The sequence below is a fragment of the Caulobacter sp. SRI_014 genome, assembly GCF_057586315.1.
This window is the reverse complement of the sequence record NZ_JBYCZQ010000011.1, coordinates 87,974-100,809: the sequence shown is the minus strand read 5'-3', so window position 1 is coordinate 100,809 and position 12,836 is coordinate 87,974. Positions and strand designations below refer to the sequence as shown.

The 12,836-nt window shown below is 67.1% G+C and carries 10 protein-coding genes; 5 read left to right on the top strand and 5 right to left on the bottom strand.

Going from position 1 to position 12,836, the window contains the following annotated elements; all coding sequences use genetic code 11:
- Positions 1–114: 114 nt before the first annotated feature.
- A complete protein-coding gene (gene ahpD, locus AC2YG9_RS19345; protein ID WP_487299633.1) occupies positions 115–648 on the bottom strand; it encodes an alkylhydroperoxidase, AhpD family in 534 nt (177 codons plus the stop codon).
- Between the two features lie 133 nt (positions 649–781).
- Positions 782–1,345 carry a peroxiredoxin gene (locus AC2YG9_RS19340; RefSeq protein WP_487299632.1) on the bottom strand — a complete coding sequence of 188 codons (564 nt, stop codon included), beginning with the start codon at positions 1,343–1,345 and terminating at the stop codon, positions 782–784.
- A 153-nt stretch (positions 1,346–1,498) separates the two neighbouring features.
- Between AC2YG9_RS19340 and AC2YG9_RS19335 the strand changes: the two genes are divergently transcribed.
- The 4 genes from AC2YG9_RS19335 (at position 1,499) to AC2YG9_RS19320 (ending at position 4,995) form a co-directional block, all read left to right on the top strand.
- Positions 1,499–2,392, top strand: a complete 894-nt coding sequence (locus AC2YG9_RS19335) for a hydrogen peroxide-inducible genes activator (RefSeq protein ID WP_487299631.1) — start codon at positions 1,499–1,501, stop codon at positions 2,390–2,392.
- Positions 2,393–2,418: 26 nt separating this feature from the next.
- Positions 2,419–3,810, top strand: a complete 1,392-nt coding sequence (locus AC2YG9_RS19330; RefSeq protein ID WP_487299630.1) for a M20/M25/M40 family metallo-hydrolase — start codon at positions 2,419–2,421, stop codon at positions 3,808–3,810.
- Positions 3,811–4,129: 319 nt separating this feature from the next.
- Positions 4,130–4,672, top strand: coding sequence for a PadR family transcriptional regulator (locus AC2YG9_RS19325; protein ID WP_487299686.1), 543 nt, complete (start codon positions 4,130–4,132; stop codon positions 4,670–4,672).
- The gene (locus AC2YG9_RS19320; protein WP_487299629.1) at positions 4,672–4,995 is read left to right on the top strand and encodes a DUF2218 domain-containing protein; all 324 of its coding nucleotides are present in this window, start codon (positions 4,672–4,674) and stop codon (positions 4,993–4,995) included. The genes AC2YG9_RS19325 and AC2YG9_RS19320 overlap by 1 nt, the downstream gene beginning before the upstream one ends.
- On the opposite strand, the gene AC2YG9_RS19315 is transcribed toward AC2YG9_RS19320, so the two are convergent.
- Complete coding sequence (locus AC2YG9_RS19315; RefSeq protein WP_487299685.1) at positions 4,992–6,056, bottom strand: phytase; 1,065 nt, start codon at positions 6,054–6,056, stop codon at positions 4,992–4,994. The genes AC2YG9_RS19320 and AC2YG9_RS19315 overlap by 4 nt on opposite strands.
- A gap of 131 nt (positions 6,057–6,187) precedes the next feature.
- Between AC2YG9_RS19315 and AC2YG9_RS19310 the strand changes: the two genes are divergently transcribed.
- Positions 6,188–8,470: a TonB-dependent receptor plug domain-containing protein gene (locus tag AC2YG9_RS19310; protein WP_487299628.1), complete on the top strand. Its 2,283-nt coding sequence runs from the start codon at positions 6,188–6,190 to the stop codon at positions 8,468–8,470.
- Between the two features lie 68 nt (positions 8,471–8,538).
- Here the strand turns inward: AC2YG9_RS19310 and AC2YG9_RS19305 are convergent, their stop codons facing one another.
- A complete protein-coding gene (locus AC2YG9_RS19305; protein WP_487299627.1) occupies positions 8,539–10,665 on the bottom strand; it encodes a prolyl oligopeptidase family serine peptidase in 2,127 nt (708 codons plus the stop codon).
- A 3-nt stretch (positions 10,666–10,668) separates the two neighbouring features.
- Entirely contained in the window at positions 10,669–12,804 is a 2,136-nt protein-coding gene (locus AC2YG9_RS19300) for a prolyl oligopeptidase family serine peptidase (RefSeq protein ID WP_487299626.1), read from the bottom strand.
- Between the last annotated feature and the right edge of the window lie 32 nt (positions 12,805–12,836).

The window sequence follows — 12,836 nt, the reverse complement described above, 5'->3', positions numbered from 1 at the left end:
GTCGGATGCTGGGGTAGGCGGAGGAAGTAGTGACCTACTTCCCCACCCGACGCGCGTACCGCGCGTCTGCCCTCCCCAATTCGGGGAGGGACGGCGCAGCTTCACCGCCGGCGCTTAAGCCGCCGCTTCTTCGCCCGCGATCACGCGGCTGACGGCGTTGACCACGGCGGCGATGCGCAGGGCCGCCTGCACCGAGGTGTTGGGCACGCCGTGCTTCTTCAGCTCGGCCTCGTGGGCGTCCAGGCACATGCCGCAGCCGTTGATCGCCGACACGGCCGTTGACCACAGCTCGAAGTCGACCTTCTCCACACCCGGGTTGGCCAGGATGTTCATGCGCAGCTTGGCCGGCAGGGTGCCGTACTCCTTGTTCTTCATCAGGTGCAGGGAGCGGTAGTAGACATTGTTCATGCCCATGATGGCGGCCGCGGCCTTGGCGGCGGTCAGCGCCTCTTCGCTCAGGCCGGCGGTGCGGGCGGCGGCTTCCAGGCCCTTCACGACGGCCGGTTGACCGACCGCATGGGCCGACGCGACGAAGGCGCCCCACTTCTGCTGATCGGTCAGCAGGGTTTCGGACGACAGCGACGAGAGGTTGAGGCTCAGGTCCTTGGCATAGGCGGGCAGCGCATCGCGCACGGTGTCGATCGACATCGGTCAGGTCCGTTCAAAACTGGAAAAAGGGGGCCGGGGTCTCCCCCGCCCACTAGGGGGGAGGGACGGGGCGGAGGAGCCCCGGCGCAGCGGTCCCTGGAGGGACGTGGGACCGCTGATCTGGTGCGGCTGCCTACTCGGCGGCCAGCTGCAGGACGTCGCCGCCGACCGCGCGGTTGCACGGGCACAGCTCGTCGGTCTGCAGGGCGTCGAGGACCCGCAGGGTGTCGGCCGGCGCGCGGCCGACGTTCAGGTTGGTGACGTAGACGTGCTGCACGACGTTGTGCGGGTCGACCACGAAGGTGGCGCGCTGGGCGACGCCCTCTTCCTCGTCGAGGACGCCGAGGGCGCGGGCGAACTTGCCGCCGTTGTCGGCGAAGTTCCACATCGGCAGGCTGTTGAGGTCCGGGTGCTCCCGGCGCCAGCCCAGCTTGCTGTGCTCGTTGTCGGTCGAGCCGCCGAGGACGACGGTGTCACGGTCTTCGAACTCGCGGTTCAGGCGGGCGAACTCGGCGATTTCGGTCGGGCAGACGAAGGTGAAGTCCTTCGGGTAGAAGAAGATGACCTTCCACTTGCCGGGGAACGACTCGTTGGTCACGGCTTCGAAGGCGCTCTCACCGTTCTCTTCGTGACGGTTGAACTTCGGCTTCACGCCGACGACTTTGAACTCAGGCAGTTTCTGGCCAACACCCAGCATTGCGTATCCCTCGCTTGGAAAAGGTTTGATCGAGTCGTTGAAGGCCGCCGGGCAGGGGAGTGCGTCGGCGACAGGGGTCAGATAGGGACCGACTCAGCCATTAGCCAATCGATAGTTTTTGCCGACGGCATAGATTCTTCCTATGTAGGCGTCATGCTCCCCACCCTGCGCCAACTGCAGTACCTCAAGCTCCTCGCCGAGCACGGCAGCTTCAGCCGCGCCGCCGAGGCCGCCCATGTGACCCAGCCCACCCTGTCGGCCGGCATCGCCGAGCTGGAACGGATCATCGGCGCCCCCGTGGTCGACCGCGCCCGCAGCGGTGTCATCCTCACCGCCGCCGGCGAGGAGGCTGCTCGGCGAGCGCGCGACCTGCTCGCGGGCGCGGAGGACCTGGTGCAGGCATCCCAGAGCGCCGGCCTGCCGCTGGCCGGGCGGTTCCGGCTGGGGGTGATCCCGACGATCGCCCCCTTCCTGCTGCCCAAGGCGTTGCCGATCATGCGGGCGCGGTTTCCCAAGCTGCGGCTGTTCCTGCGCGAGGACCTGACCAGCCGGCTGATCAGCGCCTTGAAGGCCGGCGCCCTCGATGCGGCCCTGATCGCGCTGCCCTACGACATGGCCGGCCTCGACTGGGCCCATGTCGTCGACGACGAGCTGCTGGCCGCCGTGCCGACCGGCCACGCCATGGCCAGCCAGGCCAGCATCAGCCCGGCGTCGCTGGACGGCGACGAACTGATCCTGCTGGAGGACGGCCATTGTCTGCGCGACCACGTCCTGGCCGCCTGTGGCCTGGGCCCGCCGAAGGGCGGCGAAGAAGAGGCCTTCGCCGCCACCTCACTGCCGACCCTGGTGCAGATGGTCGGCTCCGGGCTGGGAGTCTCCTTCGTGCCGGCCATGGCCGTTGAGGCCGGGCTGACCGGTCAGGCCCCGGTCACGGTGCGGCCGCTGCAGGCAGAGCACCCCAGCCGCGAGGTGGTCGTCGCCTGGCGCGCGGGCTCCAGCCGGGCCCGTGACGGTCGCCTCTTGGCGGAGACCTTGCGCGACGCCTAAGGTCCGTGTGGCTGAGGGAGTCATTCATGCGTTCGATTATCGCGGCGGCGGTCGCCTTTGCCCTGCTGGGCTCGTCCGTGCAGGCCGCCGGGCCTTCGCCCGAGGTCAAGGCCGAGGCCCGTACGCTGTTTTCAAAAATGATCAGCTTCAAGACCCAGGAGGGCAGCGGCCAGGTTCCGGCCATGGCGCGCTATATCGCCGATCAGCTGAAGACCGCCGGCTTCAAGGACAGCGAGATCGAGATCGTCCCCCTGGGCGAGACCGCCGGCCTGATCGTCCGCTATCCGGGCAAGGCCGGCGGGGCCAAGGCGCCGGTCATCCTGATGGCTCACATGGATGTCGTCGCGGCCAGCAAGGAAGATTGGGGCGGCCGCGATCCCTACACCCTGATCGAGGAAGGCGGCGTCTTCTACGGCCGCGGCGTCGTCGACAACAAATACGGCGTCCTGGGCATCACCCAGGCCTTCATGCGTCTGCGGCGTGAGGGCTTTGTGCCCGACCGCGACCTGGTTCTGGCCTTCACTGGCGATGAGGAGACCACCGGCAAGACCGCCGTGGTGCTGGCCGGAAAGCTGAAGGGCGCCGCCTACGCCATCAACTCCGACGCCGGCGGCGGTTTCCGGGGCGGGGGCAATGAAAAAGCCAGCTACGCCCTGCAGGTGGCCGAGAAGACTTACGCCACCTACGAGCTGACGGCGCTGAACGAGGGCGGCCACTCCTCCGCGCCCCGGCCGGACAATGCCATCTACGACCTGGCGGCGGCGCTGACCAGGATCTCTGCCTACAGGTTCGACGCCCGCTGGAACCCGGTGACCCTGGAGAGCTTCCGCCTGACCGCGCCCAGCCTGGAGGGCGATCTCGGCAAGGCCATGGCCCGCTTCGCCGCCAACCCGCATGACAAGGCGGCCCTGGCCGAGCTCGACAAGACCTGGATCAGCAATGAGCTGCGCACCACCTGTGTGGCCACCATGCTGCGCGGCGGCCATGCCGAGAACGCCCTGCCGGTGGCGGCGACGGCCACGATCAACTGCCGCATCTTTCCGGGGCAGACGATCGCCGAGGTGCAGGCGACGCTGCTGAAGGTGGCGGGCAACGACAAGCTGCAGATCAAGACCATCGGCGAGCCGCTGGAGAGCGACGTGTCGGTTCCACCGGATGAATTGCGGGCGGCTCTGGCGAAGGTGCTGGCCGTTCGGTCGCCGGGCGTGGTGGCGACGCCCTACATGGAAGCCGGCGCAACGGACGGCCTCTATTACCGCAGCGCCGGCATCCCGACCCTTGGGGTGGGCGGCCTCTTCATGTCGCAGGGCGTCGACTACAACATCCACGGCAACAACGAACGCCTGCCCGTGGCCCAGTTCGACGACGGACTCGACCACTTCTACGACCTGATCAAGGCGCTGACGGGCGGGGTGTAAGAGGTCGGCAAGCTCTTCCCCCGCGATGCGGGGGGAGGACCGCTCTGGAGCGTCCAGCGACAGAGCAGGAGGGGGAACCCCTGTGTCAGGAGGAGCCTCCCTACCGTCGGTGGGGCCCGCCTCCTGATTTCTCGCTAAGGCTCGAAATCTGTCCTCCCCCCACTTCGCGGGGGGAGAGCTTGGTGCGCGCCGCCTACGCGCAAAACAGATATATCTAAATACCTCTTGCGAACGCCGATTATCCGATATATCTAAAATCAGACATATCGAAACACATCGTATGTCAGACATATCTACAGGACTCATTTCAATGCATCGCATGTTCGGCTTTCACCGCCACAACCATCATCGCGGCCCCTTCGGCCATCACGGCCGCCACGGCGGCGCCCACCACGGCTGGCGTCGTCCCGGCCGGTTCTTCGACCACGGCGACCTGCGCTTCGTGCTGCTCAAGCTGATCGCCGAGAGCCCGCGCCACGGCTACGAGCTCATCAAGGCCGTCGAGGAAAACGCCGGCGGCGCCTACACGCCCAGCCCGGGCGTGGTCTACCCGACCCTGACCTTGCTGGAAGAAACCGGCCTGGTCACCGCCGAGGCCGAGGGCGGCAAGAAGCGCTACAGCATCACCCCCGAGGGCGAGGCCCAGCTGGCCGCCAACGAGGGCCAGGTGGCCGGCATCTTCGACCGTATGGCCCAGGCCGCCCAGGCCAGCGCGATGTTCTCGCCGCAGATCCTGCGGGCTCGTGAAAACCTCAAGACGGCGCTCAAGCTGAAGCTGACCGGCCAGTCGCTGACCAAGGAGCAGATTGCCTCGATCTGCGACGCCCTGGACGCCGCGGCGGCGGCGGTGGAGCGCGCCTGATGGACAGCCACGCCCGCCTGACCACCGACAAGGCGGTCCGCTACATGACCCAGCTGGGCAAGCACTGGAGCCACAAGTTCCCGGTGCTGCTCGGTGAGGCCGACTGCGAGATCGACCTGCCCATCGGCCGCTGCGTGATGCGCGCCGATGGCGAGGGCCTCGACGTCACCGCCACGGCGGAGACGCCGGAAGGCCTGAGCAGGCTGGAAGACGTCATCGCCAGCCACCTGGCCCGCTTCGCCTTTCGGGAAGGCGAGATCAACCTCGGCTGGACCCGCGCCTCGCCGGCTGGCTCGATCGATATCGCCCGGATGCGGGCCTAAAGCCCCAGCGCCGCCTTCACCCCCCGCCAGTCAATCAGTTTGAAGTTCTGCCGGGCCCGGGCGGCGGACTGGCCTTCGCCCTCGCTGTCGACGTCGTCCTGGGCGACCACCAGGCCCTCGCCATACGGTCCGACCACCCCGCCCAGGGCCGCGATTCCGTCCGTGCCCGTCACCGGATCGACGCCATTGCCGCCGACGGCGGAGAACCGGCCCTTGAACACCGGCGTCTCGCCGTCCACCCGCCAGACGGCGAAGCTGCTGTCGCCCTGGCTGGAGGCGATCAGCCAGGTCACCGGCCCCTCGCGCAGAAGGGTCAGGCCCTCGACATCCGGGGCCAGCATGGCCGACGGCGCGGCGGCGATCAGCGTTCCCTGCGTCGCCGCCGGGTCCAGGTCGAAGCGCCAGATGCCCGCGCCCTCTTCGCCCAGGTACAGCACGCCCTTCATGTCATCGACGACGCAGCCCTCTGTCTGGCTGGCCACCCCGAAGCGCTTCTCCTCGGTCGCCTTGAAGGCCCCGTTCGGGCCGACCTCGACCTTCACCTGGCGCACCTGGCCGTCGGTGCCGTTGACGATCACCAGAAAGCCGCCGGCCCGCCGGCCCATGCACAGTCCGTAGGGCTCGGTCAGGTCGAGCGGGACCACGCCCCAGGGCTCGAGCTTCAGCGAATCGGGGTCGAGCAGATACAGGGCCGCGCCCATCCGGCCCCGGTCCGAGGCGGCGACCAGCACCCGCTGGCCCTTCGGCGTGGCGAATCCGTCACGCAGGTCGACGTTGTTGAGCTTGCCGTCCGGGATGAAGCCGGTGATCCGGCCCTCCAGATCGTAGGTGTAGAGGCCCGCCTGCTTGTCGGTGCCGAAGATCACCACCCGGTCCGGATCGCGCGGATCGGCCCAGATTTCCGGGTCGTCGGCGGCGTCGGCCTGTGTGGTGGCCACCGATTGCGTCTCTTTCGACGCCAGAACCGGCGTTCCAACGCCAATGGTCAGTTTTCCGGAGTCCGACACCGCCTCTGGATCAGTCGTGGCGCAAGCACAGAGAAGAGCAGATGACAGAAGCATCGTCATGGAACTGTAATAAAACTGTCGAGCAAACATCACTGGCGTCTCTCTGCTGTCAAACTTAAGTCCGCCGCGTGCTGACCACGAGCGCGATCTCCCGTCAACCGCGCCGTCGCACGAGGGGCAATGTGATGACCAGAACCAAACTCTTTGCACTGACGGCCCTCGCGCCGCTCGCTTTCGCGGCCCAGGCCTTCGCCGCCGATGACACCGCGATCGCCACCGCCGCGCCGGACGCGCCGGCCACGGTCGAGGAGCTGGTGATCAATCCGGCCGTCACCTTCCGCAACCGCACCGAGGAAGCCGCGCCGGTCCTGTCCTATGACCAGGAGTACTTCCAGCGCTTCGAGCCGTTGACCGCCGGCGACGCCCTCAAGCGCGTGCCCAGCGTCACCTTCCTGTCGGACGTTCTTGAATCGGACGGCGCCCGCCTGCGCGGCCTCGACCCGGGCTACACCCAGATCCTGATCAACGGCGAAAAGGTGCCCGGCGCCGGCGCCGACCGTTCCTTCTTCGTCGACCGCATCCCGGCAGAGCTGATCGAGCGGGTCGAGATCGTCCGGTCGTCCTCGGCCAACCGCAGCGGCGACGCCGTGGCCGGGGCCCTGAACATCGTGCTGCGCGACGCCTATTCGCTGGACGGCGGCTATGTCCGGGTGGGCGCCATGATGTTCAACGACGGACGCGTGCGCGAAACCATCGGCGGCGTCTGGGGCGGTCAGGTCGGTCCGGGCCGGCTGCTGATCGGCGCCAGCCTGCAGGGCCGCCGCAATCCGAAGGACAAGTACTCGCAGCGCTTCGACGAGCCCGGCGGCACGCTGGACAACACCGAGGTCCAGACCGACGTCCGCAATGGCACGGACTACAGCTTCAACGCCAGCTACAATGTCGATGTCGGCGGCGGTAACCTGGACCTGGCGGGCTTCTTCGTGCGCACCGACCGGGTGCAGGACGAGGACTCGCGCGAGTATGTCGATGGCATCGAGGACACCGCCCACCTGTCGACCTACAACGACAACGACGTCGACATCCTGACCGACAACTGGTCGGTGCGCGGCAGGTACGAACGCGAAATGTTCGGCGGCAAGACGAAGTTCAAGCTCGGCTACGCCCGCATCACCGACGAGCAGTTCGAGCTGGAAGACGATTACGAGTACCTGCGCGACGCCAACCCCTTCCCCGAGGATGACCGGTTCACCGGCGACCGCACCTACACCGACAACGAGGACTCCGAACTGGTGGCGACCATCAGCCACAAGCGCGCGGCCGGCCCGGTCGATATCGAGTTCGGCGTCGATGTCAGCCAGAAGGACCGCGACACCAGCATCGTCACCGACCGCAACCGGATCACCATCCCCAACTCGCCGACCCCGCGCCCGACCCTGCCGGGCGTGTTCGGACCCTTCCTGCCCGAACCGGGCGGCATCAACGCCATCGAGGAAGACCGGATCGACCCCTCCTTCCTGGTCGGCGGCAAGAGCGACTTCCTGAAGTGGGAAGTCGGACTGCGCTACGAGACCACCCAGGTCACGGTCACCGACTTCACGGTCGCGCCGGCCCTGCGCGAGACCGAGAACGACTACAACATCCTGTTGCCCTCGGCCCATTTCCGCTTCAGCGTCAGCGAGAATGACCGGATCAGCGTCTCGCTGGCTCGGACCGTGCGCCGGCCGAACTTCGATTTCATCACCCCGGCCCGGCTGCTGGCCGAGTACGGCGACAACGACCTGCAGGGCAATCCCGAGCTGGATCCGGAAACCGCCTGGGGCCTGGACATCGGCTACGAGCACCGCATCGGCCGCCGCGGCGTCGTCGGCCTCAATGCCTTCTACCGCGATGTCACCGACCTGATCGAAACCCGCACCATCCCGGGCCTGGTCGGCAGCGAGGGCGCCGGCACGGTGGTGCTGCGGCCGGAGAACGTCGGCGACGGCAAGGTCTGGGGCCTGGAGTTCGACCTCTCCACCCCGCTGAGCATGTTCGGCTGGGACAACACCGGGGTGTTCTTCAACTACAGCTGGCTGGACAGCGAGATCACCGACGTGTTCGGCGAGCGCCGCTTCAACAGCCAGTCCGACTACGTCTACAACATCGGCTTCATCCAGGACCTGCCGAGCTGGCAGGCCGCCTTCGGCGTGACCTACCGCAAGCAGGGTGACGCCTACAGCCGCCTGGTCGGCGAAGAGGTCACGACCTCCTACGGCGCCGATCTCGAGCTGTTCGTGGAAAAGGGCTTCGGCAAGAACTTCGTCCTGCGCTTCACCGCCTCGAACCTGCTGGACTCGTCCAAGGACGAGGTCTTCGACAAGTTCACCACCATCGGCGATCAGATGGCCCGCGACTACGACGAGTACGAGCGCGAGACCGAGGAAGCCGGTCCGGTCTTCCAGCTGATCGCCCGCTACGCCTTCTGATCCACACCCTCCCTGGTGTGAACCCTCAGGCCCCGCCGGTTCGCCGGCGGGGCCTTTCCTTTGGGGCGTCAGTCCATCAACCGCCGCGACAGGTAGCTGTACTCCAGCGCCACCCGCATCGCCGTCTCGTTGAGGTTGGCGCTGGCCTCGTGGCCGCCGTCGATGTTCTCATAATAGAGGACGTCGTAGCCGAGCGACTCCATCTTGGCCGCCGCCTTGCGGGCGTGGCCGGGGTGGACGCGGTCGTCCTTGGTCGAGGTCTCGAAGTAGACCTGCGGATACTTCATACCAGGCCGTATATTTTGATAGGGGCTGTACTTGCTGATGTAGGACCAGTCCTTGGGATCCATGCCGTCGCCGTACTCACCGGCCCAGCTGGCGCCGGCGCCGCCCATGACGGTGTAGCGCTGCATGTCGAACAGCGGCACCTGCACGACCACGGCGTTGTAGAGATCCGGCCGCTGGGTCAGGGCGACGCCCATCAGAAGGCCACCGTTCGAACCGCCCATGATGCCGAGGCGACGGGGCGAGGTGATCTTGCGCGCGATCAGGTCCTCGGACACGGCGAAGAAGTCGTCGAACACCCGCTGACGGTTCTCCTTCAGCCCCGCCTGGTGCCAGGCCGGGCCGAACTCACCGCCGCCGCGGATATTGGCCAGCACATAGACGCCGCCACGCTCCAGCCACAGCTTGCCGATGGCGCCGCTGTAGTTGGGGTTCATCGACTGCTGGAAGCCGCCATAGGCGTACTGCAGGGTGGGATTGGACCCATCCAGCTTGATATCCTTCTTGTGGACCACGAAGTAGGGGATCCTGGTCCCGTCCTTGCTGGTCGCCTCGAACTGCTGGATGACCATGCCGCTGGCGTCGAACCTAGCCGGCGCGGCCTTGATCTGTTGCGGCGCGCCGCCGTCGGTCAGCCACAGGGTGGTGGGTTGAAGGAAGTTGGCGGCGCTGGCCAGCACCTGATCGGTCTGGGCGCCGACGGAGGCGATGCCGAGCGAGGAGTTGGCCGGCATGTCCAGCTTCTGCCGCGTCCAGCCGCTCTTGCCGGGCTTGTAGGCGTAGAGGGCGCCGGTGACGTTTTCGCTGAGTTCCACGACCAGGGTGTTGGCCGTGGCGCTGACCGACTCGATGGCCTGGCGCGCGGTCGGACGCAGGACCAGTTCGGCCTTCGCCTTGGCCGGATCGGCGAGCAGGGCCTTGAGGCCCAGCGAAACGAGGTCGCCCTGCTTCAGGCCCTGGGCGGTCCAGTCCTCATCCAGGGTCAGCACCAGCTTGCCGTCGACCAGGGCCTGGACCGAGGACTTCAGCGGGAAGGGCAGCTTGACCGGCTTGCCGTTCACCAGGGCGTAGGTCTCGCTCTCGAAGAAGCTGACCGCGCGGTTGATGAACACCGCCTCGACCTTGCCGTCCGGATCGCGCAGCGTGTAGCCGCTGACCGAGATGTCGTCCTCGGTCCCGCGGAAGAACTCCTTCACGGTGTCCAGCGCCTGGCCGCGTTTCCACAGGCCGAGCACGAAGGGATAGCTCGACTTGGTCATCGTGCCCGGACCCCAGTCGCGGGCGATCATCAGGGTGTCCTTGTCGAGCCAGCTGATGTTCTGCTTGCCCTCGGGGGCGACGAAGCCGCCCTCGACGAAGGTCTTCGTGACGGTGTCGAACTCGCGCACCGTCACCGCGTCCTTGCCGCCGTCGGACAGCGAGATCAGGCAATAGCGGTCGTCGGGCGGCAGGCAGTTGGAGCCCTTCCAGACCCAGTTCTTGCCCTCGGCCTTGGACAGGACGTCGAGGTCAAGGATGGTCTCCCACTGCGGCTCGGCCGTGCGGTAGCTGTCCATGGTCGTGCGCCGCCACAGGCCGCGCACATGGTCTTTGTCCTGCCAGTAGTTGCGCAGTTCCTTGTCGCCCAGACCCGCGAACCCGGCCAGCGGGATGCGGTCCTGGGCGGTGACGATCTTCAGGGCGTTGTCGAACAGGCCCTGGTAGCGGGCGTCGCCCTGCAGCACCGGCAGGGTGCGGGCGTTCTGGGCCCGGGCCCAGCCGAGCGCCTTCTCACCCTCGACATCTTCCAGCCACTGAAAAGGGTCGGCCTGGGTGGCGGAGGGGCCGCCCGGCGACTGTTGGGCGTTGGCGGCGGGGATCGAGGAAAGGGTCAAGGCGGCTACCGCGACGGAGAGGAAAAAACGCTTCACTGATCAATCCATAAGCTGACGGGAAAGGTAGACGTAGTGCATGGCCCAGCGCCTGGCGTTGGCCGTGGGGTCGGCGCCGTTGGCATGACCCCCGTCGAGGTTCTCGTAGTAGAGATAGGGCTGGCCCAGGCTCTGGAGCTTGCCTGCGAACTTGCGGGCGTGGCCGGGGTGGACCCGGTCGTCCTTGGTCGAGGTGGTGATGTACGCCAAGGGGTATTTCACCCCGGCTTTCAGGTTCTGATAGGGGCTGTAGGAGGCGATCCAAGCCGCTTCCTCGGGCTTTTCGGGGTCGCCGTACTCGCCGATCCAGGACGCGCCGGCCGGCAGCCTGTGATAGCGCAGCATGTCGAGCAGCGGGCTTTCGACCACCACGGCGTTCCACAGATCGGGCCGCTGGGTCATGGCCACGCCCATCAGCAGGCCGCCGTTGGAGCGGCCGTAGGCGCCCAGGCGCCTGGGGCTGGTGACGCCGTCCTTGATCAGGGCTTCGGCCACCGCGAAGTAGTCGTCATAGGCCCGCTGGCGATTGGCCTTCAGGGCCGCTTCGTGCCACGCCGGCCCGAACTCGCCGCCGCCCCGGATGTTGGCCACCACATAGACGCCGCCCCGTTCGAGCCAGAGCTTGCCGACGATGGGGTCGTAGACCGGCAGCTTCGACAGCTGGAAACCGCCATAGGCGTGCAGCAGGGTCGGGGCCTGGCCGTTCATGGCCAGGTCCTTGCGGCGCACCAGGAAGTAGGGGATGGCCGTGCCGTCCCTGGAGATCGCCGTCTTCTGCTCGACGATCAGCCCGTCCGCATTGAACCGGGCCGGCAGGATTTTCACCGGCTTGGACAGCGGTGTCGAACCGACCCCCAGCTTCAGGGTCGTGGGGGTGAGGAAGGTCTCCTCGGTATAGAAGACGTCGTCGCCCTTGTCGGCGGTGGAAACGATCGAAACCGCCGCGTTGTCGGACCCGAGGTAACGCTGCATCAGCCACACGCCCTGGGTCTGGTTGAAGGTGACCAGCGAGCCCCGGACATTGTTGTAGAGCACCGCAACCACCCGGTTGTCGGTCACCCGGATCTGGTCGCGGTCCAGTGCAATGCGGTCCTTGGGTTCGAACACCACCTGCGCGACGGGCTTGGGCGCCGGGCCGCGGTTGCGCGGCTGGGGCGAGAACTGGCCCGCCAGCATGGCCGGCACATCGACCGCGATCACCGAGCCGGACCTGTAGGCGGCGCCCTTCCACTTCCAGTCCTGTTGGATTGAGACGATCAGCCGGCCGTTGACCATGCCATGCACGTTCGACCGGGTCGGCAGCATCAGCCGCTGGGTCTGGAGCTGGTCGTTGACCACGAACCAGGCGGTGTTGAAGAAGTCGAGGTTCAGGCCGACGAGGACCAGCCTGTTGCCCTTGGCGTCCTTGACCACGTCCGGGCTGACGCTGACGTGACGGGTCTCGCCCTCGAAGATGGTCTTGGCGGCGCTCAGCGGCTGGCCGCGTTCCAGCACCTTGATGATCCGGCCGTAGCCCGACTCGGTCAGGCTGCCCGGGCCCCAGTCGCGGGTCAGGATCAGGCGGTCATCGTCCAGCCACTCGATGTTCTGCTTGCCCTCGGGCAGGTGGAACCCGCCTTTGACGAAGGCCTTGGTGTTGAGGTCGAACTCCCGCACCTCGACCGCGTCCTTGCCGCCGTTCGACAGCCGCACCAGGCAACGGTCATAGCCCGGCGAACGGCAGGAGGCGTCCTTCCAGATCCAGTTTGCGCGCTCGGCGGCGCTCAGGGCGTCGAGGTCGAGCACCGTCTCCCACTGGGGATCGGCGCTGCGGTAGCTTTCCAGGGTCGTGCGACGCCAGATACCGCGCACATGCTCGGCGTCCTGCCAGAAGGTGTAGACCGCCGTGCCGATGAACTCGGGCGTAGGGATGCGGTCCTTGGCCGACAGCACGGTCAGCGCCCGGTCGTGCAGCGCCTGGTAGCGGGGATCTCCGGTCAGCACCGGCGCAGCCTTGGCGTTCTCCGCCTTGACCCAATCGAGCGCCCTGGGGGCCTCGACCTCTTCAAGCCACTGGAAGGGATCGGTCTGGGCCACGGCCACGGCGGCCGACGCCAGCAGAGCGAAGCCGGCGAGGGCAGCAAGTCGGAACGAACGCATGGAAATCCCCGAAAACCTGAACCGGGGAGCAT